This window comes from Halomonas sp. M20 (assembly GCF_020622265.1).
Lineage (GTDB): Bacteria > Pseudomonadota > Gammaproteobacteria > Pseudomonadales > Halomonadaceae > Modicisalibacter.
This window is the reverse complement of the sequence record NZ_JACNMQ010000003.1, coordinates 20,090-43,586: the sequence shown is the minus strand read 5'-3', so window position 1 is coordinate 43,586 and position 23,497 is coordinate 20,090. Positions and strand designations below refer to the sequence as shown.

22 protein-coding genes are annotated in these 23,497 nt (G+C 58.9%); 14 read left to right on the top strand and 8 right to left on the bottom strand.

The annotated features are described in order from the left end of the window. Positions 1-3: 3 nt before the first annotated feature. Positions 4-1,143 carry a patatin-like phospholipase family protein gene (locus H7850_RS09085; RefSeq protein WP_227369219.1) on the bottom strand — a complete coding sequence of 380 codons (1,140 nt, stop codon included), beginning with the start codon at positions 1,141-1,143 and terminating at the stop codon, positions 4-6. Positions 1,144-1,354: 211 nt separating this feature from the next. On the opposite strand from H7850_RS09085, the gene H7850_RS09080 reads away from it, so the two are divergent. Continuing rightward, positions 1,355-2,656 carry a dihydroorotase gene (locus H7850_RS09080; RefSeq protein WP_227369218.1) on the top strand — a complete coding sequence of 434 codons (1,302 nt, stop codon included), beginning with the start codon at positions 1,355-1,357 and terminating at the stop codon, positions 2,654-2,656. 73 nt (positions 2,657-2,729) lie between these two features. After that, positions 2,730-3,173 (top strand): hypothetical protein, encoded by a 444-nt coding sequence (locus tag H7850_RS09075; protein WP_227369217.1) that lies wholly within the window; start codon positions 2,730-2,732, stop codon positions 3,171-3,173. Positions 3,174-3,204: 31 nt separating this feature from the next. On the opposite strand, the gene H7850_RS09070 is transcribed toward H7850_RS09075, so the two are convergent. Continuing rightward, positions 3,205-4,050 (bottom strand): IclR family transcriptional regulator C-terminal domain-containing protein, encoded by an 846-nt coding sequence (locus H7850_RS09070; RefSeq protein WP_227369216.1) that lies wholly within the window; start codon positions 4,048-4,050, stop codon positions 3,205-3,207. 117 nt (positions 4,051-4,167) lie between these two features. Beyond that, the gene (gene uraD / locus H7850_RS09065) at positions 4,168-4,695 is read right to left on the bottom strand and encodes a 2-oxo-4-hydroxy-4-carboxy-5-ureidoimidazoline decarboxylase (RefSeq protein WP_227369215.1); all 528 of its coding nucleotides are present in this window, start codon (positions 4,693-4,695) and stop codon (positions 4,168-4,170) included. Between the two features lie 194 nt (positions 4,696-4,889). Between uraD and uraH the strand changes: the two genes are divergently transcribed. From uraH to H7850_RS09050, 3 genes are all read left to right on the top strand, one after another. After that, complete coding sequence (gene uraH, locus H7850_RS09060) at positions 4,890-5,243, top strand: hydroxyisourate hydrolase (protein ID WP_227369214.1); 354 nt, start codon at positions 4,890-4,892, stop codon at positions 5,241-5,243. Between the two features lie 57 nt (positions 5,244-5,300). Then, complete coding sequence (locus H7850_RS09055; RefSeq protein ID WP_227369213.1) at positions 5,301-6,551, top strand: urate hydroxylase PuuD; 1,251 nt, start codon at positions 5,301-5,303, stop codon at positions 6,549-6,551. A 95-nt stretch (positions 6,552-6,646) separates the two neighbouring features. Further along, the gene (locus tag H7850_RS09050) at positions 6,647-7,390 is read left to right on the top strand and encodes a GntR family transcriptional regulator (RefSeq protein WP_413614149.1); all 744 of its coding nucleotides are present in this window, start codon (positions 6,647-6,649) and stop codon (positions 7,388-7,390) included. A 142-nt stretch (positions 7,391-7,532) separates the two neighbouring features. Here H7850_RS09050 and H7850_RS09045 read toward each other — a convergent pair whose 3' ends face one another. The 4 genes from H7850_RS09045 to H7850_RS09030 all read right to left on the bottom strand — a co-directional run bounded on the left by H7850_RS09045 (position 7,533) and on the right by H7850_RS09030 (position 12,602). Further along, the gene (locus H7850_RS09045) at positions 7,533-8,546 is read right to left on the bottom strand and encodes a 5'-nucleotidase (protein ID WP_227369212.1); all 1,014 of its coding nucleotides are present in this window, start codon (positions 8,544-8,546) and stop codon (positions 7,533-7,535) included. A gap of 370 nt (positions 8,547-8,916) precedes the next feature. After that, positions 8,917-10,365, bottom strand: coding sequence for an NCS1 family nucleobase:cation symporter-1 (locus H7850_RS09040; protein ID WP_227369211.1), 1,449 nt, complete (start codon positions 10,363-10,365; stop codon positions 8,917-8,919). Between the two features lie 55 nt (positions 10,366-10,420). Next, entirely contained in the window at positions 10,421-11,785 is a 1,365-nt protein-coding gene (locus H7850_RS09035; protein WP_227369210.1) for an NCS1 family transporter, read from the bottom strand. A gap of 73 nt (positions 11,786-11,858) precedes the next feature. Continuing rightward, the gene (locus H7850_RS09030; protein ID WP_227369209.1) at positions 11,859-12,602 is read right to left on the bottom strand and encodes an aspartate/glutamate racemase family protein; all 744 of its coding nucleotides are present in this window, start codon (positions 12,600-12,602) and stop codon (positions 11,859-11,861) included. Between the two features lie 193 nt (positions 12,603-12,795). Here H7850_RS09030 and puuE point away from each other — a divergent pair, with 193 nt between their 5' ends. The 9 genes from puuE (at position 12,796) to ubiT (ending at position 22,429) form a co-directional block, all read left to right on the top strand. After that, positions 12,796-13,737 carry an allantoinase PuuE gene (gene puuE, locus H7850_RS09025; RefSeq protein ID WP_227369208.1) on the top strand — a complete coding sequence of 314 codons (942 nt, stop codon included), beginning with the start codon at positions 12,796-12,798 and terminating at the stop codon, positions 13,735-13,737. A gap of 15 nt (positions 13,738-13,752) precedes the next feature. Then, the gene (locus H7850_RS09020; RefSeq protein ID WP_227369207.1) at positions 13,753-14,241 is read left to right on the top strand and encodes an ureidoglycolate lyase; all 489 of its coding nucleotides are present in this window, start codon (positions 13,753-13,755) and stop codon (positions 14,239-14,241) included. A gap of 37 nt (positions 14,242-14,278) precedes the next feature. Next, the gene (locus tag H7850_RS09015) at positions 14,279-15,124 is read left to right on the top strand and encodes a bifunctional allantoicase/(S)-ureidoglycine aminohydrolase (RefSeq protein ID WP_227369206.1); all 846 of its coding nucleotides are present in this window, start codon (positions 14,279-14,281) and stop codon (positions 15,122-15,124) included. 280 nt (positions 15,125-15,404) lie between these two features. Continuing rightward, a complete protein-coding gene (gcl, locus tag H7850_RS09010; protein WP_227369205.1) occupies positions 15,405-17,192 on the top strand; it encodes a glyoxylate carboligase in 1,788 nt (595 codons plus the stop codon). A 75-nt stretch (positions 17,193-17,267) separates the two neighbouring features. Further along, positions 17,268-18,044 carry a hydroxypyruvate isomerase gene (hyi, locus tag H7850_RS09005; protein WP_227369204.1) on the top strand — a complete coding sequence of 259 codons (777 nt, stop codon included), beginning with the start codon at positions 17,268-17,270 and terminating at the stop codon, positions 18,042-18,044. Between the two features lie 34 nt (positions 18,045-18,078). Then, positions 18,079-18,966: a 2-hydroxy-3-oxopropionate reductase gene (locus H7850_RS09000; protein WP_227369203.1), complete on the top strand. Its 888-nt coding sequence runs from the start codon at positions 18,079-18,081 to the stop codon at positions 18,964-18,966. A gap of 123 nt (positions 18,967-19,089) precedes the next feature. Then, positions 19,090-20,391 carry a glycerate kinase gene (locus H7850_RS08995; protein WP_227369202.1) on the top strand — a complete coding sequence of 434 codons (1,302 nt, stop codon included), beginning with the start codon at positions 19,090-19,092 and terminating at the stop codon, positions 20,389-20,391. Then, positions 20,388-21,842 (top strand): pyruvate kinase, encoded by a 1,455-nt coding sequence (gene pyk, locus H7850_RS08990; RefSeq protein ID WP_227369201.1) that lies wholly within the window; start codon positions 20,388-20,390, stop codon positions 21,840-21,842. The genes H7850_RS08995 and pyk overlap by 4 nt, the downstream gene beginning before the upstream one ends. A gap of 113 nt (positions 21,843-21,955) precedes the next feature. Further along, positions 21,956-22,429, top strand: coding sequence for a ubiquinone anaerobic biosynthesis accessory factor UbiT (gene ubiT / locus H7850_RS08985; RefSeq protein ID WP_227369200.1), 474 nt, complete (start codon positions 21,956-21,958; stop codon positions 22,427-22,429). Positions 22,430-22,590: 161 nt separating this feature from the next. On the opposite strand, the gene H7850_RS08980 is transcribed toward ubiT, so the two are convergent. Further along, positions 22,591-23,490, bottom strand: a complete 900-nt coding sequence (locus H7850_RS08980) for a U32 family peptidase (protein ID WP_227369199.1) — start codon at positions 23,488-23,490, stop codon at positions 22,591-22,593. Positions 23,491-23,497: the final 7 nt, after the last annotated feature.

Sequence of the window (23,497 nt, the reverse complement as noted above, 5' to 3'; positions counted from 1 at the left end):
TGATCAATAGGGATCGAAGACCCGAATTTTCCCGTCCCTCTCGTTTGGCTCAAGCCAGCCGGGCATACTCATTTCGCGAGTCACATCCTGATAACCGTCCTGCCAATGCTCCTCCATGGAGACGCGCGAAAACTGGAAGTCCTTGGCCTGTGATTCATAGCGCTTGCGCTTGTAGACCAGATGCACGATATCCACATCGCGGCGTTCACCCAGCGCAAGATAGTCTCGTAGCGCCGGATCCCGACGCACGCCCTCGGGCAAATGCTCTGAAATCGTGGCGATGGCTCGGCGTAATTCGAGTTCGCGCCGATAGACATCGGTCACCGTCCGGGTTCGGCTCGAGTAGATGATCTCTTTTTGTCTGTCCTGTACTTCCAGCAGATTGCGCGGAACGCTGCCCCGGGCATTCCACAGATCGATCTGGAATATCAGTATGTCCCGGTCCCTGGACTGGTGCAGCACATGACTGAGCGGCGTATTCGAGACCAGGCCCCCATCCCAGTAGAACTCGCCGTCTATCTCTACTGGTGGCAACGCCGGAGGCAGAGCGCCGCTGGCCATGACGTGCTCAGGGCCAATACGGTGCCGAGTATTGTCGAAGTAGACGAAATTGCCCGTTTCGATATTGACCGCCCCTAGAGACAAACGGGTTTCCCCGGCCTGGATACGGTCGAAATCGACCAGGGCTTCCAAGGTGTCGCGCAGCGGTGAGGTATCGTAGAAACTGGTAGCGCCTTGCGCGCCGCTGAATTGCAAGAGCGGTTGAGGAAAGCGAGGCTTGAAGAACGAGGAAGCGCCAAGAACCATCACGGCCCAGGCGTTGTAGGCATTGAATAACCCACGGGGAAAATCCCCGCTCGGTGCCGACAGATTCAGGGTCGCCGTAATCTTTTCCCAGAAGGTGCGTAGCTTTTCAATACGTTCGCTCGGCGGATTGCCGGCAATAATGGCCGCATTGATGCTACCGATGGAAATGCCTGCTACCCAATTCGGGGTGTAGCCATTTTCGATCAATGCTTCATAGGCGCCGGCCTGATAGGCGCCCAAGGCGCCGCCACCCTGCAATACCAGAGCGGTATGGCGCTCCTCGTCTGTTCGCTTCTGTTCGGTATTGCCCTTTAGCCCCTCTTCTTTTCTGGCCATGGAATTTCTCTCCTCCCTTTTTAAAAGTAGCATGCTAATAGAAAGTCTCTGTGTACTTCCGGTAACGAAAGTTTGCAGAGGTTATCCCTATTGCTTGATCATCTTGATGCAAGGATAGCCACGGATTCATGACAAGATAGCTGCGCTATACTGTGGCCGGCCTCGCGAAAGTGAAGCCGAATAACCCAGTCACCGCCGATAGAGAGCCGCCATGAGTGCCGATAGTCCCGCTGCCCCTGCCTCCTTTATTCTTACCGGTGCTCGTTTGATCGATCCTTTACGCGGCCTGGATGCGCGGGCCGATCTGGCCATCTTGGAAGGACGGATCGCCGCGCCTGACCACTCGGATGCAGCGAAGCTGTCACGCCACGATGTCAGTGGCTGCATCATCACCCCAGGGCTTGTCGATATTGGCGCTCATCTGCGCGAGCCGGGCCCGCGCTACAAAGGTAGCCTCGAGAGCGAATCCGCTGCGGCTTTAGCAGGTGGCTACACCCGCATCGCACCACGCCCGGACACCAGCCCGATACTCGACAGTGCCGCCCATGTGCGCACCCTGTGCGATCGTGCCGACGAGGTCGATGGGGTACGTCTAATACCGTTGGGGGCGCTGACCCAAGGGTTGGAAGGCCAGTTACTGGCCAACATGGCGGGGCTCAAGAGCGCGGGTTGCGTGGCTTTGACCAATTTACGCCGACCGCTGGCGGATACGCGAGTGCTGCGCCGGTGCCTTGAATATGCCGCGACCTTCGACATCCCGGTGATCTTTCACCCTGAGGACGCGGCGCTGGCGGCGGGTGGATGCGCCCACGAGGGCAGTGTGGCCTCGCGCCTGGGGTTGCCCGGTGTTCCCGCCACCGCCGAAACCACGGCGTTGGCCCAGTGGTTGCTGCTGATCGAGCAAACCGGCGTGCGCGCCCATGCGGCCCATCTTTCCTGTGCGCGAAGCGTCGCGTTGATCGAAGAGGCCAAGCAGCGTGGACTGCCGGTGACCTGCGATGTGTCCATGGCGCATCTGCATTGGAGCGATGCGGCGCTGGAGGGCTTCGATACGCTGTTTCATCTGCAACCACCGCTGCGCACCTTGGCGGATCGTGATGCCCTGCGCGACGGCGTAACGCGGGGTGTGATCGATGCCATCGTCAGCGGCCATCTACCCCACGAACAGGCGGCCAAGATGGCCCCTTTTGCGGCCTCGGAGCCGGGCATGAGCACCCTGGAGACCACCTGGGCCATGGGGTGGGCGCTGGTCGAGGAAGAGATTTTCGATGCGACAACGCTAGTAAACTGCCTGAGTGCCGGTCCGACGCGGGTACTGGGGCTGAAATCGGAAGCGCTTGGACCGGGTGCGCTGGCCGAGTTGGCCGTCTTCGATCTGGCGCGTCGCTGGACGCCGGATGAAACCACGCTCCACTCCGCGGGACTCAATACGCCGCTATTGAATCAGCCGTTGAATGGGCGCTGTGTATTAACGCTAATAGGCGGAGAAGTGCGCTTTAATGCGAACAATTGACATTACATTGATACGAGTCAATGAGTAATCCGTCAGGTCATCGATACTTCTGAACAACAACAGGAGGTATGTCATGACCACTCGGGGGCATCTATCATCAGAATCTGTCTTACAAGGCGGTAAGAGTTTCACGGAGCATGTGCAGGGGCCCGGCATCGTGCATCAGATGGCGGTGCTGGAACCGGTAATGCTCAATGAGCTGATCAGCGATCTCAAGGCGCCGCTGAACGCCAATTTCGAGTGTGCTGTCGAAACCATTCTGGATCAGGGTGAGTTGCCTAGCTTCGATGCGGCCGGAACATTGCTGCCTGCCATGCTCGGGCGCTTTGGACTGACACCGGGAAATTATGACACTCGGCCCGAAACCCTGGCGGCACTCGTCAAGACCTGTAGGGGCTGCACCAAGCCTGGTCGCTGCTGGCAAACCTTGCGCAGTGAAGCGAGTACCACTGCGTGCCGTAAATTCTGCCCTAGCGGCGACATAATTGCCCGGGACGCTGCCCGGCTGACGGAATAGCTTGCGTGTTTTCTGCTTTCATGGAACGACGTCAGGCCCGGGCGGGTTCTTCCAGCTGCGGCACTCGACCGCCGATCCGTAGCGTGATTTCCCGGGCGGCACGGCCTACCAGCCCGCCAAGCTCCACAAGACGCGATTCGGGAATGCGCGCCACCGGCCCCGAGACTGAAATGGCTGCCAGGGGCGCGCCATGCTCGTCGTGAATCGATGCAGCCACGCAATTGAGCCCGATCGCATGCTCCTGGCGGTCGCAGGCATAGCCTTGGCGGCGAATTTCCGCCAGGCCCTGATGCAAGCGGGTAGGCGTATCCAGGGTGTTCTCAGTCACCCGGTTAAGGCCCCGGGTCTGCAGAATGCGTTCGATCTCGCGTTCGGGCAGCCAGGCAAGCAGCGCCTTGCCGACACCCGAGGCGTGTAGCGGGGCGCGAGAACCCAGCCGGGTGATCATGCGCATCATCTGGGGCGATTCGCTCTGGGCAAGAAACACTGCCATGCCCTCGTCGCGAATGCCCATATTGGCGGTTTCACCACTTTCCTGGGTCAATTGGCGCAGAAATGGGCGCGCCGTGGCGACGTAGTCCCGCGCTTCGAGAAAGGTATTGCCGATCTGAAACGTCTTGACGCCGATCTTCCATAAACCTAGATCGGCGTCCTGGGTAATGAACCCTTGCTTGTACAATGCCTGGAGTAGCCGATGGGTCGTGGAGGGGGCCAGACCCACGATTTGAGCAATATCGGAAAGGCCCAATCCTGAGGGCGTGGCTGCCAATCCCTCGAGAATCGTCAATCCACGTACCAGCGATTGGCTATGGCCACCGCCACCTTTATTGGTGGACCCGGCAGGCCGCCCCACCGGCTTGCGCTTGCTTTCTGTCACGCTCGCTCTCCTCACCGCGAGTTCCATGACGTCCAAGCATACACGTCCCCATCATGGCTGTCCGCCACTTTGGAAAGGGTTTCCATTGTGTTTTCTTGATCATTCAATCATCGAAAACTAACCAGTGGTACGACCCTCCAGGCGAAAGTGGGCGATCTGGTTGATCTGCTCGATGGCGGTACGCCGCTCCTCCTCCGGAGAGTGCTCAAGGCGTGTTTCGAAAGCGGCAAGAATCTTATGCCGATCGCTGCCCTTGACCGCCATGATAAAGGGAAAACCAAAGCGCGATTTGTAGGCTTCGTTGTAGCGATGAAAACGCTCGAACTCCTCCGGGGAGCACTGATCGAGCCCGGCACCGGCTTGTTCCCGGGTCGAATCGGCGGTCAGCTCGCCGCTCTCGGCGGCTTTTCCCGCGAGATCCGGGTGGGCGCGAATCACCTCCAGCTGGCGCTCGGCCGAGGCACCGGCAAGAATCTTGCTCATGGCCTCGGCAAGCCCCTGGGGGGTGTCCTGTTTTTCATCAAGGCCTTTGTCCCAGGTCTGTTCGGCGACCCAGGCAGAGTGCTCATAGATATCGCCATACTGGGCGACGAAGGTATCCCGATCCAGGGTGCTAGGGCGAGGCGAGAGGTGTGCAGTGGTCATGGAATGGTTCCTCTTGTCATGACGAATCATGGAAAATAAGACGGCACTATGTTGTTGTAAGACAAAGTAGAATAAAAGTGTATACAAAAAAACTTTGAAATGTATTTATTTAAGCGCTAAAACTGTATTCAACGAGTAGAAAGTCTATCCTACTGCTCTTTTCATTCTCAGCCCAGCTTCAGGAGCACGACTCTATGGGACGCTTGACGACACACGTGCTGGACACCGCCCTAGGACGCCCAGGCAACGGTTTGAAGATCGAGATATTCCGCCTCGAAGGTGACTCGCGTACCCGATTGGGCGAAGTCACCACCAATGACGACGGCCGCTGCGATGCGCCGATTCTCGAAGGCGCGGATCTCGTCGCCGGAGAATACGAGCTTTTGTTCCATGCCGGCGAGTACCTGGCTAGCCAGCAGGTAGCCGGTGACGAACCGCGCTTTCTCGATCGTATCCCGTTGCGCTTCGGTGTTGCCAATCCCGATGAGCATTATCACGTGCCGCTACTGTTATCGCCCTACAGCTATTCGACCTACCGCGGTAGCTGATGGCGCCAACCCTCCCCAGATCGAACGATAACAACCACATACGATGAGAGTTCACCCATGGAAGCCTATCTACTGGAATTCGGGAACATGCTGCTGCGTTGGCTACATGTCATCGCCGCCGTCGCCTGGATCGGCGAATCCATCTATTTTGTCATGCTGGACAACGGCCTGAAGTCGCCTCGGGCGGCGGAAGACAAGCAGAAAGGCGTATTCGGAGAAATGTGGGCCGTGCATGGGGGAGGCTTCTACCATAACCAGAAGTACGCCACCGCACCGGCGAAACTGCCGGACGATCTGCACTGGTCGTTCTGGAAGGCCTACACCACCTGGCTTTCGGGTTTCGCGTTGTTCGCGCTCCTGTATCTGGCAAGCCCCAGCATCTATCTGATCAATCCGTCCAGTAGTTGGGAGTGGGCTGCCAACATGACCGGCTGGCAAGCCAATGTGGCGGCGGTGCTGTTCTTGCTGTTGGGCTGGGTCATCTACAACGAGCTATGCAAGCGCATCAGCCCCAACATGGAGCGCGACGGCGTATTGAGCATCGCGGTGGCGGTGATGATGGTCGTGGTGTCCTATATCAGCGTACACCTCTTCGCTGGGCGTGCGGCGTTCCTGTTGACTGGTGCGGTAATGGCCACCGCCATGTCCGCCAACGTGTTCTTCTGGATCATTCCCGGCCAGCGGCGCATGGTCAAGGCCATGAAGGCCGGCGAGACTCCCAATCCCATCGATGGCAAGCGCGGCAAGCAGCGTTCGGTGCATAACACCTACTTCACCCTGCCGGTGGTCTTGTTGATGCTCAGCAACCACTACTCGTTCATGTATACCCATGCCTACTCCTGGGTCATCATGGCGCTGTTCATCTTTGCCGGTGCGCTGATTCGCCAGTTCTTCGTGCTCATGCATCAAGGCAATATCCGCCCCGCCTATCCCGCTGCCGGCGTGGCTCTGATCCTGGTCGCGGTTTGGGTGGCTGCACCCAGCAGTCCGCCTGAAGCATCGGCAAGTGCCAACATCGAGACGAACGGCAGCGCCGCAATGTCGTCTGCGAATGGGGATGTCGATATTGCACAGGTTCAAAGCATCATGACCGACCGCTGTGTCCAGTGTCACGCCAAGAACCCCTCGCATGCAGGCTTTGCTGCGGCCCCGGCAGGCATCATATTGGATAGCGAGCGACACACGACGATACAGGCGCAGATGGTCAAGCAGGTCGTGGCGAGCGGTTACATGCCGCTGGGCAATATCACCAAGATCACCGACGAAGAGCGCGCCACGATCGCTGCCTGGGAGCCGGAGCCGTTATAAATAGCCGCCATCGATAGCCAAGAGGCGAGCGACTGCCGGCATCCATCAAAGCGTATACAATGGGTGTTCAGGGATTGCTCAAACGAGGAAGAACCATGAGCCAGCAGGAGGTAATGCACGAGCATAAACCTGCCAGAGCCGGTGGACGCAAGAAGGGCAAGGATGGTGACGGCGCCGAGCGCCACGATGCCATCTACCACACCATCAGTGACGCCATCATCGAGCACCGGCTGCGCCCCGGTGCCCGCCTGCGGGAAGATGCTCTGGCCGATGTGTTCGGCGTCAGCCGTACCGGTATACGCAAGATACTGCAACGCTTGGCTCTTGAGCATCTGGTGACGCTGACCCCGAGACGCGGCGCCAGTGTCACGCGCCCCACTGCGGAAGAAGCCCGGGACGTGTTCGCCACGCGCCAATTGGTGGAATGCGGCATCATGGCGGACGTTGCCCGGCACATGACGAGCGCCGATGCCCGCGTCCTGCGGGAACTCGCCGCTCGGGAGCGCAAGGCGTTAAAAAGCGGCGAGCAAAGTGTCGCCATCAAACTTTCGGCAGAATTTCACACTCGGCTGGCACGACTTTCCGGCAATACGGTAATCGCCGAGTTTATCGGGCACCTATGCTCACGCTCCTCGTTGATCCTCGCCGTTTACGGCACGTCTGGCCATCTGGGGTGCGAATCCCATGATCACGACGAACTGATCGACGTTCTTGAGGCAGGCAAGGGGGAACGCGCCACGGCCTTCATGGGGCGCCATCTAAAGGCGATCGAAGCCTCGCTTTCCATCGTCGAGGAGGAGAACGAAGCGCCGGATCTGCATCATATCTTCTCGCCTTAATTGGTCATGGGGGGTCTTGGCGGTTGCTGCGTAAGCGCTAATCCGTTTACGTTGCAGTGGCGAAGCCTTCTCGTTCGTGTCTTCGTCAACTTTGGCACGGATGGTACCGGATGCCACGAATCGGTTTTTTCGCTATAACGCCTCAATTAGCCGTCGCGTCAGTGGTCGGCTGCATTGAATTGTTAGCTTTCCGCTTTGCAATAAGATCATTCAAAGGAGAGTTACTTGGATATAAAACTTTCGCGCTAGGGACGTCTCCTGCAGCAGGGTCAAGATGAGAGTCTTGATCATCGAAGAAAATATGTGGCTTGAACGCTTTCAAAAACCTACTTTTTTGCAAGCCACCTAGAAAAAAAGCCTGATCGACATATACATCCCAAGCTCTTAAAGTTTTTATTACTCTCATTTCAGCTGGACTATTCCTAGCCGTCATAATTGCTAGTTTAACAGGTGAGTATTCTATGCGGCCAGGCAATCTCTCTTGAACCTTAGACAACTTTTTCAACAAGTTAGCATATGGTCCTTCTTGAAGGGGCACATCTTGCGCCTCATCTTCAGTATTCCAAAAAGTTTCTAAGCCTTCTGTTTGGTTAACAATTTCGCTAGCTTCACTGAAGAGGACTGCGTCTGCGTCGAATGCAAATCTTACTTGGTTTTCATCTAATTTTTCGCTGTTTTTCGGTGGTTCTTTTACAAGTGCAGCAGCACAAACTCCGCTATCTATCACTTTCTGCGCGTCATCTTCACTTGTAGTTAAAAACAAATCCACATAAAAAGCGTCAAGATAACTTGAGCTTTTTTCTCCTGCAGTAAATGCAGAGCGAGTTATAGGCAAACTTCTGCGTCGAATCTCTTTAAGCACTCTGAAGCCAGTTTCAGGGCTATTTCGCGAAATAACCACTACCTCAACTATCGGGTTTTTTTCGCTTTCTTGTTGGTGGCTATTTAAGTTTAACAATGATCTAATAAGCGGCATTCCCGTGCCATCGGAAAGCTCGTCATTCTCTTTTTCGAGCATATACTTACGATACTCATCAATTGCTGTATCGGGATCTGATTTATATTTTTCTTTAAATACTCTGTCGGCTTCAGATAAATCAAAAAGCGCGGTAGCGGAAATTCCTATCACTAACGTCTCATTTAATTCGATTGGCATACTCTCTCCTTGTTAAGCTAACAGGTATTGGGTGGTGCGCATAGATATTGGATGAACACGTCGGCATGTTTAATATTCTTATTTTTCTTCCTGAAAATAATATAAAATATTGATATTCATATAAATTAAGCACGCTTTGGCAACCTATGCAGAATTCGCGTGCTGGCGCGTTTTGCAGAAATCAGCAATACAGCATATGAGATTTTGCAGATAGAGTCGCCTCGCAAATCGTCCAGGTCGATGAAGCGTGTCAGGGTTACGCTAGGGATGGGGCTTTTATCGAGCAGCCTTTGGATAATATCGGCGATGTTGCTCACCCCCTCCAAAGAAAAAGCCCCGCCGACAGTGTCGGCGAGGCCCTTGTTAGCTATCAGGCATAGGCCAGGCGCTTGCGTTCCTTGCCCATCAATCCCCAATAGAATAGTCCACCGAGTCCCGCGCCGATCAACCAGGCATAGCCGTCCAGGGCCGCCAGCGTGGGTATCCACACCGATGAAAGAGAGAACAGCGCAGCGAGCCCGAAGGCGATCAATGCCTTGCGGTTCCAGCCGTTGTCATAGTAGTAGGTGCTGCCGGGCTCGGAAGAGAACATGTCTTGAATGTTCAGTTTCTGACGCCGGATCAGATAGTAGTCCACCACGATGATGCCGTAGAACGGCGCCACGACGGCGCCTAGTACATTCACGAAGCCGGGGATGCCGATGCGACTGATCACCGCCAGCCATAGGGCGCCGACGAAGAAGGCGATGATCGCCGTGATCAGGCCTCCAACGCGAAAGCTGATCTTGCTGGGGAAGAGATTGGCCAGGTCGTAGGCCGGGGGAATGAAGTTGGCCACCAGGTTAATGCCCACGGTGGCGGCGAAGAAGGTGATCGCGGCGATCAGGGTTAGCGGTAGTGAATCGACCCGCTCGATGATCTCCGAAGGGTTGATCAGCGCATCGCCGAACAGTGCCACGGTGCCGGCGGTGATGATCAGCGCAATGAAGGAGAAGAACGCCACGTTGAGCGGCAGACCCAGCAGATTGCCCAGCTTCATCTCGCGCTCGCTGCGTACGAAGCGGGTGAAATCGCCGAAGTTGATCACCACCGCAGCAAAGTAGGCGATCATGGTGCCGGTGATCGCCAGGAAGGCGCTCAGGTCGCTGCCTTCGTAGTCGCCGCTGCTGCTGAAGATGGTATCGATCGCCGGCAATAGTTCGTCCCCGGCCTTGAACCAGACGATGATCATCAGCGCTACCATGACCACGTAAACCAGCGGTCCGGCCCAGTTGAGGAAGTGCTTGATACGCTCGATACCGGCCCAGAAGATTGCCAGCTGAAACAGCCAGACGATGACGAAGGCAAGCCAGCCGATGGCGGAGAGCCCCAGGAACTGGCCGCCGGGATCGCCGAACAGCGCGGTCAGCAGCAGTGCCACCGCGGTAGAGGCGAAATAGGTCTGTACGCCGTACCAGAAGATACCCACGATGGCCCGCAGCAGCGCCGGCAGGTTGGCGCCGCGCACCCCCATGCTGGCGCGCACCAACACCGGAAAGGGGATGCCGTACTTGACGCTGGGTTTGCCGCTCAAGTTGACCAGCACCATCACTATGAAGCCGGCCAGAATGATCGCCGCCATCACCGCCCAGCCGTTCAAGCCGTAGATGATGAATAGCGACGCCGCCAGGGAGTAGCCGAACAAGCTCTGAATGTCGTTCGACCACACATTGAAGATCTCGAACCAGCCCCAGCTACGCTTGCCATGAGGGATCGGTGCCAGGTCCTCGTTATAGAGCGAGGGGTCGTGTCGCGTAATCTTCAGTTCGTCGTCGTGCATGGAAAGCACCTGTCTTGTTGGTTATTGATCTCGGTTTTGCTTTGAAAGGCCTTGATCACTCACGAAAACGCTGGCAAGCGGACCAGTGGCGCATCAATAGATAGTAGATCACCCCGGCAGGAATCAGGCTGGCGTACCAAGAAACGGCGGAAAAAGTCAGCGCCACCGCGGCACCTATCAGCGAGGCGATGATGGCGCCGTAGTTGACGCCACGATAAGGCCCGTTGACGTCGTAGAGCTTGTCCACGTCCAGGGTGCGACGGCGGATCAGATAGTAATCCACCACCAGTACCGCGAAGATCGGGCCGAGGAAGGCGGAGTAGGTCTGCACGAACAGCTGCAGGCCGGCGGCGGACTCGTCCTTGACCAGCTCCCAAGGGAAGGTGGCGAAGGCCAGGAAGCCAACGATGATCGTGGCGGTGCGATATTTGAGCTTGAAGGCGTCCATCAACACGTAGGTCGGCGGGACCACGTTGTTGAGCACGTTGGTAGTGACCTGAGCGAAGGCGATGAACAGTAGGGTCGTCATCAGCAGCGGCGTGTTGTCCACTGCGTTGGAAAACACTTTGATTGGGTCGGCAACCCCAGTGGCCTCGGAGACCATGAAGCCGATCAGCCCCATGAACAGGGTGCAGGGCAGAATCGACATGGAATACAGCGTGGTCAGAAAGCCCGGGCCGGCGCCGTGCTTGAGTTCCCGGGAATAGTCGCTGACGTTGAGCATCATGGTGCTGTAGATGCCCAGGAACAGCATGGTGGCTCCCCAGAAGGGCATGCCCCAGGTGCCTTCGATATTGACCAGATTGGCGGAGATCTCTGCGCCGTAACGATCAACCGTGCTGTAGAACATGTAGGTCAAGGACACCAGGATGAAGCCGCTGCCGATATTCTCCAGCCACTTGATGCCTTGAAAGCCCAGCACCGACAGGGCGATCTGCAACAGCTGAAAGACGATGAAGAACAGTATCAAATTGTCGAAGCCGAACAGGGTGGCGGACACCGCATTCAAGGCGCCGGCGCCGATCCAGCTTTGAAAGCCGTACCAGACGATGGCCGGCACCGCTCGCACCAGCCCCGGAAAGCGGGTGCCGCTGAAGCCGAAGGCACTGCGCGCCTGGACCATGAAGGGGATGCCGTACTTGTAGCCAGCGGCGCCGTTCAGCGTCAGCGCCACGCCGATCACGAAGCATCCGATGGCGATGGCGAGCGTTGCCTGCACCAGATTGAGCGTACCCACAACGCTTGAACCCATGGCGAAGGTGCCGATCGACACACAACCACCGAACCAGGCCAGCAGATAGGAGAAGCGCCCCATGATTCGGGTGGTTTGAGGCGCCAGGGATTCTTGGCCCGGCGCCTTGGAGGTGGTTGTATTCGTTGCGCCGGGGTGCGCTCCTGAAGAGGAGGTCGGGGTCGTCATGTTTGTTTTCTCGCAGTGTTGATTGTCTTTATAAACTTTCTGCAATGCTTGGCTTTAACGATCGGCACGAAACTTAGTCGAAGCGCTGCTCGCTCAGATGCTCGAACTGACCGGTAAACATCTTGGGCCGGGGAAAGGCCAGGTCGCCGACTTTGCTGGTACCCAGACCCAAGCCGACCAGCGCCTCGGAGAGCTTTACCGCGGCGGTCACGCCTTCCACGATGGGCAGGCCGACCGCATCGCTGATCTGACCGGTGAGATCCGCCATGCCGCCGCAGCCCAGCACGATGGCGCCGATGTTGTCTTCATCCCGGGCACGTTTGCACTCGTCGATGATGCGAGTCAGGGCTGCGTCGCTGTCGTCTTCCAGGTCGAGCACCGGAATTTCTGCTGCCCGCACACGGCGGCAGTGGTGGCTGAAGCCGTACATGTCCAGCAAATGTTCGGCGATGATGCCGGTGCGCCCCAGAGTAGTGACGATGGAAAAGCGCGTGCTGATCAGGGTTGCCATGTGAAAGGCTGCCTCGGCGATGCCGATGACCGGCGCCCGAGTCAGCTCCCGGGCAGCGAGCAGTCCTGGATCGCCGAAGCAGGCGATGATGTACGCATCGACCTTCTCCTGCTCTCCCTTCATTACCTCTTCCGTGACGCCAACGGCACTGATGGCTTCATCGAAGTGGCTTTCGATGGAGACCGGGCCGCTAGCAGGATTCGTGGAGCTTATTTCAGTACCCGGTGCGGCGATACGCTTTGCCGCCGCATCGATGGTGGCGGTCATCGTGGCGGTGGTATTAGGGTTGATTACTCGGATATGCATCGAAACGTTCTCACCGGGTAGCTAAGGGCGGTTAAATTTGTTCATGTACAAATTGTGTCTTTGTACACAAAATAGCTGGCTGGCAAGGTGTGCGCAAGTAGGTTTTGCACGGAGAAAACCCCGATTAGCTTGAAACAAAAGTGAATACAGACTAGCTTTATATTGTATACATTAAATAAAAAGGAGCCGTTCGATGTTGTCAAAACATGACGCCGATTATCCTCGCGATCTCATCGGTTATGGTCGCACGCCGCCTCACGCCAACTGGCCCGGCAAAGCGAAGATCGCCGTGCAGTTCGTCCTCAACTACGAGGAAGGCGGCGAGAATAGCGTGCTTCACGGTGACAGCGGCTCCGAGCAATTTCTTTCCGAGATCATCGGCGCCGAGGCCTATCCGGCCCGCCATCTGAGCATGGAATCGATCTATGAGTATGGTTCACGGGCTGGGGTATGGCGCATTCTCAAGGAGTTCGAGCGCCGCGGCCTGCCGCTGACGGTGTTTGGCGTGGCCATGGCGCTGGAGCGCAACCCCGATGTGGCCCAGGCTTTTAAAGAACTCGGCCACGAGATCGCCTGCCACGGCTATCGCTGGATTCATTACCAGAACACGCCGGAAGAGCTCGAGCGCGAGCACATGCGCAAGGCCATCGACATCTTCCAAAAGCTGTACGGCGAGAAGCCGCTAGGCTGGTACACCGGTCGCGATAGCCCCAATACCCGGCGCCTGGTACTCGACGAAGGATCGTTCCTCTACGATAGTGACTACTATGGTGACGACTTGCCGTTCTGGACCAAGGAAAAGAACAGCAAGGGCGAAGCGCCGCCGCACCTGGTGGTGCCCTACACCCTGGACAGTAACGACATGCGCTTCGCTTCACCCCAGGGCTTCAATACCGGTGAGCAGTTCTATACCTATCTGCGGGATGCCTTCGATGTGCTTTATGCCGAAGGGGAAGAAGCGCCGAAGATGCTTTCTGTCGGCTTGCACTGTCGCTTGATTGGCCGCCCCGGGCGCTTCCGTGGATTGCAGCGTTTCCTCGATCATATCGAGGCTCATGATCGGGTGTGGGTCACGCGGCGTGTGGACATAGCCAGGCACTGGGCGGAATATCACCCAGCGCGAACGGCTTCCTGAATAAAGGAGAACACCATGCTGGAACTCAAGGCAGAGCCGCTGACGCCCAAGGCGTTCATGCCCTTCGGCGAGGTGATCGATTCACGCACCTCGGACTCGTTTGCCATCAATTCAGGACTGACGCAGCGCCATCACGACCTTGCCACCGTCGAGACCCTGGGCGAGAACGCTCGGACGCTAGTGAGCATCTTCGTCAGCCAGCCCATTCAAGTACCGCTGGAGTTGTCGTTTCTCGAGCGCCACCCCCAGGGTAGCCAAGCCTTCATGCCCCTGCACGAGGAGCGCTTCATCGTCGTGGTGGCCCCACGAGGTGAGGAGATCGATCCGGCGGAGGTGCGCGCCTTCGTCACCGACGGTCGCCAGGGGGTGAATTATCATGCCGGCACTTGGCACGCCATTCAGTCCGTGCTGGAACACGAAGGCGAATTCCTGGTGGTGGATCGGGGTGGCGACGGCAACAACTGCGACGAATACCCCATCGATCTGCGTGTCACGCTTGAATGATTCTGCGTCGTGAACAGGCTTTATACGAGGAAACACAATGACCACCCGTAGTTACTACGCCCCCAAAGGGGGCTTGCCACCTCAGACGCAAATGACCGCGGATCGTGCGGTGTTCACCGAGGCCTACGCGGTGATCCCCAAAGGGGTGATGCGCGATATCGTCACCAGCTTCCTGCCGTTCTGGGACAAGACCCGGCTATGGGTGCTGGCGCGTCCGCTCTCCGGCTTCGCCGAGACGTTTTCCCAGTACATCATGGAAGTACAGCCCGGTGGCGGTAGCGACAAGCCCGAGCCGGATACCGGCGCCGAGGCGGTGCTGTTCCTGGTAGAAGGCGAGCTGACCCTGACCCTGTCCGGCGAAAAACATCGCATGCACCCCGGCGGCTACGCCTTCATTCCACCGGGAAGCGACTGGCAGGTGCGCAACGAAGGCAACGAGGCGGCGCGTTTCCACTGGATTCGCAAGGCCTATGAATACGTTGAAGGTATCGATCCGCCGGAGGCCTTCGTCACCAACGAGCAGGACATCGAGCCGACGGCAATGCCGGATACCAATGGCGCCTGGGCCACTACCCGTTTCGTCGATCCTCAGGATCTGCGTCACGACATGCACGTGACCATCGTCACTTTTCAGCCCGGCGGCGTCATACCCTTCGATGAGACTCACATCATGGAGCACGGGCTGTACGTGCTCGAAGGCAAGGCGGTTTATCACCTGAATCAGGATTGGGTCGAGGTGGAAGCCGGCGACTTCATGTGGCTGCGCGCCTTCTGCCCTCAGGCTTGCTATGCCGGCGGGCCGGGGCCGTTCCGCTACCTGCTGTACAAGGACGTCAATCGTCATCCCAAGCTGAACGCGTCCGCCGCCTATCGGGGACGTTGAACGAATTAGTGGATAATCTTTCCATTGCATCAAGCCGGCGATAATATCGCCGGCTTTTTTATGGATGGTCTTCAAAGCATTGTCAGCATTAAAATCGTTTATTTAGGCGAGAATGTTTGCTTAAAGGTCAGTAAAACAGCTAATTGGTTAATTTTTAACATGATCTTAAAATTCATAATGTATTTTGTGGAAATGCTTTCCACAAAATATTGACAGGTAGACCGACGACGCCTAATTTGAAGACAACAACAATTTCTATATCTCTTCAGGAGAAGCCGTCATGGCCAAGATGACCGCCGCAGAAGCCGCTGTTCACGTCCTCAAGAAAGAAGGTGTCGAGGTTGCCTTCGGCGTGCCCGGCGCCGCCATCAACCCGTTCTACGCCGCGATGCGCAAGGTTGGCGGTATCGATCATGTGCTGGCCCGCCACGTCGAGGGCGCCTCGCATATGGCCGAGGGCTACACCCGCACCAGGGCTGGCAACATCGGGGTGTGCATCGGCACCTCCGGGCCGGCGGGCACCGACATGATCACCGGTCTTTATTCCGCCACCGGCGACTCAATCCCGATCCTGTGCATCACCGGTCAGGCGCCCCGGGCGCGCATGCACAAGGAGGACTTCCAGGCGGTGGACATCCAGGCCATTGCCGGCCCGGTCACCAAATGGGCAATCACCGTGATGGAGCCGGCCCAGGTGCCGCGCGCCTTCCAGCAGGCTTTTCATCTGATGCGCTCCTCGCGCCCGGGACCAGTCTTGCTCGATTTACCCATCGACGTGCAGTTGAGCGAGATCGAGTTCGACCCCGATACCTACGAGCCGCTGGCGGTCTACAAGCCTTCCGCATCCCGCGCCCAGATCGAGAAGGCACTGGCCATGCTCAACGAGGCGGACAAGCCGCTGCTGGTGGCCGGGGGCGGCATCGTCAACGCGGATGCCAGCGACCTGCTGACTGAATTTGCCGAGATCACTGGCGTGCCGGTCATTCCTACCCTGATGGGCTGGGGCGTGATCCCCGACGATCACCGGCTGATGGCGGGCATGGTGGGGCTACAGACCTCGCACCGTTATGGCAACGCGACGATGCTGGCCTCGGATTTCGTGCTGGGCATCGGCAATCGCTGGGCCAATCGGCATACCGGCGAGCTCGCCAGTTATACCGAGGGGCGCAAGTTCGTCCATGTGGATATCGAGCCGACCCAGATCGGGCGTGTGTTCTGTCCGGATTACGGCATCGTCTCCGATGCCGGCGCGGCCCTTGAGCTGTTCGTCGAGATCGCCAAGGAGTGGCAGGCGGCGGGCAAGCTCAAGGATCGCTCGGCCTGGGCCGAATCCTGTCAGGAGCGGCGGCGCACCATGATGCGCAAGACCCATTTCGACAACGTGCCGATCAAGCCTCAGCGCGTCTACGAAGAGATGAACAAGGCCTTCGGCAAGAATACCCGCTACGTAAGCACCATCGGGCTTTCCCAAATCGCCGGCGCCCAGTTCCTGCATACTTACCAGCCGCGTCACTGGATCAACTGCGGCCAGGCCGGGCCGCTGGGTTGGACGATTCCGGCGGCGCTCGGTGTGCGCCGGGCCGATCCGGATGCCAATATCGTGGCACTCTCCGGCGACTACGACTTTCAGTTCATGGTGGAGGAGTTGGCGGTGGGCGCCCAGTTCAAGCTGCCCTATTTGCACGTGCTGGTGAACAACTCCTATCTGGGGCTGATTCGCCAGGCCCAGCGCGGCTTCGACATGGATTACTGCGTGCAGCTCTCGTTCAAGAACATCAACTACACCGATGAACAGGCCGAACTTGCCGAATACGGCGTGGATCATGTCTCGGTCGTGGAAGGGCTCGGCTGCAAGGCGTTACGTGTCACCAAGCCCGACGAGATCGCCGGCGCCTTCGAACAGGCCCAGCAGCTGATGAAGGAGCATCAGGTGCCGGTGGTGGTGGAGGTCATCCTCGAGCGAGTGACCAATATTTCCATGGGCACCGATCTGGCCGGTGTCACCGAGTTCGAGGAATTGGCGGAAAACGTGACCGATGCGCCGACCTGTATCGGCTCGCTGATCTGACCCGAGCGCTCTGGCGCTGGTCAAGCCGGTGCCGGACTACGATACTCGATAGCTAAACTATAAAAGGAGACCAAGATGCCCAAGTTTGCTGCCAATCTCAGCATGCTGTTCACCGAGGAAGAGTTCCTCGATCGATTCGACGCCGCGGCCAAGGCGGGGTTCAAGGGAGTCGAATATCTTTTCCCCTATGAGTACGCTGCCGAGGACATCAAAAAGCGCCTCGACGACAACGGCCTGACCCAGGTGTTGTTCAATCTGCCCGCGGGGGACTGGGGGGCCGGCGAGCGCGGTATCGGCTGCCATCCCGATCGCGTCGAGGAGTTTCGCCGTGGGGTCGACACCGCCATCGAGTACGCCAAGATCCTGGGCTGCCAGCAGGTCAACTGCCTGGCGGGCATCAAGCCCGAGAGCGTCAGCGACGCGGATGCCCACAAGACCCTGGCGGACAATCTGCGCTTTGCCGCGGACAAGCTCGAGCAGGCGGGCATCCTGCTGATCGCCGAGCCGATCAACACTCGCGACATTCCCGGCTTCTTCCTCAACTACAGCGAGCAGGCACTGGCGCTGTTCGACGAGGTGGACTCGAACAATCTGAAGCTGCAGTACGACATCTATCACATGCAGATCATGGAGGGTGATCTCGCCCCCACCATCGAAAAGCACTTCGACCGCATCGCCCACATTCAGATTGCCGACAACCCCGGTCGTCACGAGCCGGGCAGCGGCGAGATCAACTATCCGTTCCTCTTCGGCCATCTCGACCGTCTTGGTTACGCAGGCTGGATCGGCTGCGAGTACAAGCCTGCCGCCGGTACCAAGGAAGGGCTAGGCTGGCTCGACGGCATCCGTTGAGTTCTGCGACACAATAATTCAGTAGGAGAACGATATGAGCAAGATCGGTTTTATCGGACTGGGTATCATGGGTCGCCCCATGGCGGGGCATCTGCTGGACGCCGGCCACGAGCTGGTCACCGTCAAGCGTGATAAGCCCTTGGCAAGCGAACTGGCGGACAAGGGCATGCAGGAGCTTGCCGATCCCAAGGCGGTCGCCGAGCAGTCCGAGATCATCATCACCATGGTGCCGGATACCCCGGACGTGGAGCACGTACTCTTCGCCGAGGATGGCGTAGTGCATGGCTTGCAGAGGGGCGCGCTGGTCATCGACATGAGCTCCATCGCGCCGATTCCTACCCAGGAATTCGCCAAGCGCATCAAGGATGCCGGCGGCGACTACGTCGATGCCCCGGTGTCCGGTGGCGAAGGTGGGGCCATCAACGCTGCGCTCACCATCATGGTCGGCGCCAGTCAGGATGCCTTCGAGCGGGCCAAGCCGATTCTCGAAGTGATGGGCAAGACCATTACCCTGATCGGCGAGAATGGTGCCGGCCAGACCTGCAAGGTGGCCAACCAGATCGTCGTCGCCCTGACTATCGAAGCCGTTGCCGAAGGCTTACTGTTCGCCTCCAAAGCCGGCGCCGATGTCAGCAAGGTACGCGAATCGTTGCTTGGTGGCCTGGCCCAGTCGAAGATTCTCGATGTGCACGGCGAGCGCATGATCCAGCGCAATTTCGATCCAGGCTTCAAGGTCAAGCTGCATCAGAAAGACCTGAACCTGGCCCTGGAAGGCGCCCGCACCTTGAACCTGGCGTTGCCGGGTACCGCCAACGCCCAGCAGCTGCTGCAGGCCTGCGTGGCCAACGACGGCGCCGACTGGGACCACTCGGGGATATTGAAGGTGCTGGAGAAGCTAGCGGATCATGAGGTCAGCCAATAAGTGGCGCGAACGATCCATGGGCTTCAATGACCGGCGGCCGCGACTATTGCGCGTCCGCCGGTTTTTTGTAGGCTGTTCGTTATTTACATGCTCCATGAGCATGTCTTGTTGAGGAGTCGCGACATGAGCGCCAACGTTTCCTTTGCCGATCGTGATGCTGCGCGGGATTGGCTCACGCGCCTCGCGTATACGGCGATTGCCGCCGTGCATCCCGCCAACCTGCTCCCGGACCAGCTGCCGCAACCGCCCAAGGGGCGTACCGTGGTCGTAGGCGCAGGCAAGGCCTCAGCCGCCATGGCCAAGGCGTTGGAAGAAGCCTGGCAGACTAGAACTCCTGACGCTGAGCTCTCCGGCTTGGTGGTGACCCGCTATGAGCATGGCGAGGCTTGTCAGCGCATCGAGGTACTCGAAGCCTCGCACCCCATGCCGGATGAACTCGGCGAGCAGGCGGCCAAACGCATGCTGGAGGCGGTGAGTGATCTGACCGAGCATGATCTCGTCATCTCGCTGGTTTCCGGCGGGGGGTCGGCGCTCATGACCCTGCCGGCGCCGGGATTGGGCCTGACCCAGAAGCAGGCGCTCTCGAAGGAACTATTGCGCAGTGGCGCGACGATTCGCGAAATCAACACCGTGCGTCGTCATTTGTCGGCGATCAAGGGTGGGCGCTTGGCTGCTGCTGCCCATCCGGCCCGGGTGGTGACCTATCTGATCTCCGACGTGCCTGGTGACGACCCGACGCTGATCGCATCAGGCCCGACACTGCCGGATGAATCCACTCCGGGCGATGCCCTGGCGATTCTCGAGGCGCGGGGTATCGAAATTGCGGACAGTGTGCGTGGGCATCTGTCCGGCGATCATAGCGCACCGCATCAGAACGATTCGGGCTTCAATCGCGATGAGCATGTGGTGCTGGCCAAGGCGGCGGATGCGCTTCGAGCCGCACTCGACCAGGGCAGGGGCGACGGAATCGAGGTGCGTCTGTTAGGCGATGATCTCGAAGGCGAGGCTCGAGAGCTGGGCAGTGAACATGCGGCGATGGCATTGACGGCACAAGATGAGTCAAAACATCCACTCTTGATTCTCTCCGGCGGCGAGACCAGTGTTACCGTACACGGTGATGGCCGGGGCGGTCGTAACGTCGAGTACCTGCTGGGACTTTATGAGGCACTTGCCGGGGCCGAGGGTATTTACGCGCTTGCCATCGATACCGATGGCATCGATGGCTCCGAAGACAACGCCGGTGCCCTGATTGGCCCCGATACCTGGCAGCGCGCCCAGGAAAGAGAGCTCACGGCAGGGGAGTACCTTGCACGCAACGATGCCTACAGCTTTTTTGAGATGCTCGATGAGCTGATCGTGACCGGCCCGACCCGTACCAACGTCAACGATTTTCGCGCCATTCTGGTGCTACCGAGGAACTCATGAATCCGATGCCACACGCCCCTATCCGCCGCACCAAGATCGTCGCCACTCTGGGGCCTGCCAGCGACCGCGAGGGTGTACTCGACGCCTTGATCAAGGGCGGCGTCGACGTGGTGCGACTGAACTTCTCTCACGGCAGCCCCGAGGATCATCGCAAGCGTCTACTGGCGGTGCGCGAGGCTGCGGAGCGCCATGGCCGTACCGTCGCGGCATTGGGCGATCTGCAAGGCCCCAAGATTCGTATCGCACGCTTTGCCGACGGCGCGGTGGAACTCGAGGAGGGCCAGCCGTTCGTCATCGACATGTCCCTGGAACGGGATGCCGGTACCGCCGAACAGGTGGGCTGCGATTACAAGACCCTGGCGGAGGATGTCAGTGCCAAAGACGTGCTGCTGCTCGACGACGGTCGCCTGGAACTGGTGGTGGACAAGGTCGAAGCCCCGCGAGTGCACACCACGGTGCGAGTCGGCGGCAAGCTCTCCAACAACAAGGGCATCAACAAGCAGGGTGGAGGGCTTTCGGCGGCGGCGTTGACCGACAAGGACAAAGAAGACCTGAGGACCGCCATCGACATTGGTGTTGATTATCTGGCGGTCTCTTTTCCCCGCAACGCCGCGGACATGCAGCTGGCACGGGATCTGCTCGGTGAAGATGGCAAGGATATAGGCCTGGTAGCCAAGATCGAGCGCGCCGAAGCGGTAGGGGATGAGCAGACCCTGGACGACATCATCCGCGCTTCAGAGGCGGTGATGGTGGCCCGGGGCGATCTCGGCGTGGAGATCGGCGATGCCCAGCTTATCGGTATCCAGAAGCGCATCATCCAGCGCGCCAGGACCCTCAACCGGGCGGTCATTACCGCCACCCAGATGATGGAGTCGATGATTACCTCGCCGCTGCCGACTCGGGCCGAGGTCTTCGATGTCGCCAACGCGGTGCTCGACGGCACCGACGCGGTGATGCTTTCCGCCGAGACTGCCGCCGGCGACTATCCGGTGGAAACCATCGAGGCGATGCAGCGCCTGTGCCTGGGGGCCGAGCGCGAGCGTGCAGCCCAGGAATCCGGCCATCGCATCCACGAAGGCTTCTCTCGCATCGACGAGACCGTGGCGCTGTCCGCCATGTACGCCGCCAACCACTTGACCGGGGTCGCGGCCATCGCCTGCATGACCTCCAGCGGCTACACCCCGCTGATCGCCTCGCGGATTCGCTCGGGGCTGCCCATCGTCGGCCTGGCTCATAACCCCGTCGCTCAGCGGCGCATGGCCTTGTATCGCGGCGTGGTATCGCTGCCCTTCGATACCAGTGAAATGGCTGCCGACGAACTGGATGCCCGGGCGCTGGAACTGCTCGAGAAGCACGGGTTGGTTAGCCAGGGCGACGAGGTGATCCTGACCCGGGGCGATCACATGAACGCCCACGGCGGCACCAATACCATGAAGATCCTGCAGGCCTAACTTGATGCACGTCAGGGTTCCGGCTCGGGACAGCCATTAGGATGAGGCTTGCGTAACGCGGCAGCTTTTTGTCGAGCTAGCTTTTCCTACCAAGCAAGAACCCGGGATATGTCATGTCATTGCCATCGTTGTCCTTGTTGCCTCCTTCTCCGGCGCGGTTGATTCGCGCTCTCGACCCGCGTATTCCCCTGGCGGTCAAGCGCCGCCTGGTGGAGCCCCCGCTCAATCATGTCTTTGCCGATCCCCTCGAGGAGGGAGAATTCGATGCGTTGGAAGGGCGCCATCTGTCTCTGTGTATCAAGGATCTGGGCGTGAACCTGACGCTGAGCCATCGGCATCGTCGCTTGGTGTTGGTAGAGGGGGCGGGAGAGGCCTGCATCCGAGGCGGCTGGCGTGAATTTCTGTGCCTGGCTACCCGCCGGGAAGATCCGGATAGCCTGTTCTTCCAGCGTCGCTTGATAATCGAAGGCGACACGGAGCTTGGCCTCATGGTCAAGAACCTACTCGATGGTCTTGAAGAGGGACTGGCTCAGGGTCGCCTTGGCGATTTGCTGGAACGCCTTGAGCGCCTCACGCGCCGAGATTGAGGCGCTATGTTGCGTTAGGGAAGCGCTGAATAAATCGGCGAATGGAATGAAGCGCAAGGCGCACGGCACGCAGAAGGCGAGACATAACATGGAGTTAGGCAAGTCTTCGAGTACCGCGCAACGCAGCGATTCGTCCATGCAGACATTTATTCAGTGTTTCCTTAGCTGATCGTTGCGTGGCTATTATCCATGCCCGGCCGACCGTGCCAGTAGCCGTCGCAGATCTCGGCTTCCACCAGCGCCAGTGGGTCGGCGAGGGGCAGTTCGCCGCGCCGGGCCTGGTCGAAGGCGTGAACGACCTCCGCCATGTTCGCGGCACGCGGGCTCAGGCGCGCCACGCCGACGCCCATCGACTGCATGTCGGGGATTTCGCGGCGCAGATCCTGACAGGCGCCGGACATCGTCTGGATGCCGTTGAGGGTGAACACGCCCTCGGCTTCCTGGGAGCGCAGGGCCAGCCCTTCGGGGTAGTGCTGGCAGACGAACTGGCAGCGGTCCTTGGGATACTGATGGCGTCGGGCGGTGAAGCAGCGCGCCGACCAGGCCAGGGGCAGATGGCCGTAGGCGAACACCTCGCAAGGTTGGTCGAGCCCTTCCCGGGCGCACTCGTCGAGCAGGGTGGCGAGATCGTCCCGGGGCATTTCCACGGGAGCGTTCCAGCGCTGCATGCCGGCTTTTGCCAGCACGCTGATGGCCGCGGGGTTGTAGAGATTCAGCGACGCGCCGGCGATGAAGGGCAGTTTTGCCTCGATCAATAGCTGCAAGGCGCTCTGGTCGTTGGCTTCCACCACAAACTCGCCGTTGGCGCATAGCTTGCGCAGGCCGCGCAGATCGGCCTCGGATTCGATCAGCGTCTGGGACGAGAGCACCACCTGCTTGCCGCTTTGGGTGAGCTCACGACCGATGCCCAGCCAGTCGTCGAGTTTCATGTCCCGGCGCCGGGAGCAGACCGTCTCGCCGAGATAGACGATCTCCACCGGCCAGTCGGCGGCATCACGATAGAAATCGGCGTAGTGCTCTCGGGTCCAGTAGAACAGGATCGGGCCGAGTGACAGTTGCATGAGTATC

Excerpts from the sequence above, each read along its gene's own strand:
- H7850_RS09085 (WP_227369219.1), bottom strand. The coding sequence starts at position 1,143 with ATGGCCAGAAAAGAAGAGGGGCTAAAGGGCAATACCGAACAGAAGCGA.
- H7850_RS09080 (WP_227369218.1), top strand. The coding sequence starts at position 1,355 with ATGAGTGCCGATAGTCCCGCTGCCCCTGCCTCCTTTATTCTTACCGGT.
- H7850_RS09075 (WP_227369217.1), top strand. The coding sequence starts at position 2,730 with ATGACCACTCGGGGGCATCTATCATCAGAATCTGTCTTACAAGGCGGT.
- uraD (WP_227369215.1), bottom strand. The coding sequence starts at position 4,695 with ATGACCACTGCACACCTCTCGCCTCGCCCTAGCACCCTGGATCGGGAT.
- uraH (WP_227369214.1), top strand. The coding sequence starts at position 4,890 with ATGGGACGCTTGACGACACACGTGCTGGACACCGCCCTAGGACGCCCA.
- H7850_RS09055 (WP_227369213.1), top strand. The coding sequence starts at position 5,301 with ATGGAAGCCTATCTACTGGAATTCGGGAACATGCTGCTGCGTTGGCTA.
- H7850_RS09050 (WP_413614149.1), top strand. The coding sequence starts at position 6,647 with ATGAGCCAGCAGGAGGTAATGCACGAGCATAAACCTGCCAGAGCCGGT.
- H7850_RS09045 (WP_227369212.1), bottom strand. The coding sequence starts at position 8,546 with ATGCCAATCGAATTAAATGAGACGTTAGTGATAGGAATTTCCGCTACC.
- H7850_RS09040 (WP_227369211.1), bottom strand. The coding sequence starts at position 10,365 with ATGCACGACGACGAACTGAAGATTACGCGACACGACCCCTCGCTCTAT.
- H7850_RS09035 (WP_227369210.1), bottom strand. The coding sequence starts at position 11,785 with ATGACGACCCCGACCTCCTCTTCAGGAGCGCACCCCGGCGCAACGAAT.
- H7850_RS09030 (WP_227369209.1), bottom strand. The coding sequence starts at position 12,602 with ATGCATATCCGAGTAATCAACCCTAATACCACCGCCACGATGACCGCC.
- puuE (WP_227369208.1), top strand. The coding sequence starts at position 12,796 with ATGTTGTCAAAACATGACGCCGATTATCCTCGCGATCTCATCGGTTAT.
- H7850_RS09020 (WP_227369207.1), top strand. The coding sequence starts at position 13,753 with ATGCTGGAACTCAAGGCAGAGCCGCTGACGCCCAAGGCGTTCATGCCC.
- H7850_RS09015 (WP_227369206.1), top strand. The coding sequence starts at position 14,279 with ATGACCACCCGTAGTTACTACGCCCCCAAAGGGGGCTTGCCACCTCAG.
- gcl (WP_227369205.1), top strand. The coding sequence starts at position 15,405 with ATGGCCAAGATGACCGCCGCAGAAGCCGCTGTTCACGTCCTCAAGAAA.
- hyi (WP_227369204.1), top strand. The coding sequence starts at position 17,268 with ATGCCCAAGTTTGCTGCCAATCTCAGCATGCTGTTCACCGAGGAAGAG.
- H7850_RS09000 (WP_227369203.1), top strand. The coding sequence starts at position 18,079 with ATGAGCAAGATCGGTTTTATCGGACTGGGTATCATGGGTCGCCCCATG.
- H7850_RS08995 (WP_227369202.1), top strand. The coding sequence starts at position 19,090 with ATGAGCGCCAACGTTTCCTTTGCCGATCGTGATGCTGCGCGGGATTGG.
- pyk (WP_227369201.1), top strand. The coding sequence starts at position 20,388 with ATGAATCCGATGCCACACGCCCCTATCCGCCGCACCAAGATCGTCGCC.
- ubiT (WP_227369200.1), top strand. The coding sequence starts at position 21,956 with ATGTCATTGCCATCGTTGTCCTTGTTGCCTCCTTCTCCGGCGCGGTTG.
- H7850_RS08980 (WP_227369199.1), bottom strand. The coding sequence starts at position 23,490 with ATGCAACTGTCACTCGGCCCGATCCTGTTCTACTGGACCCGAGAGCAC.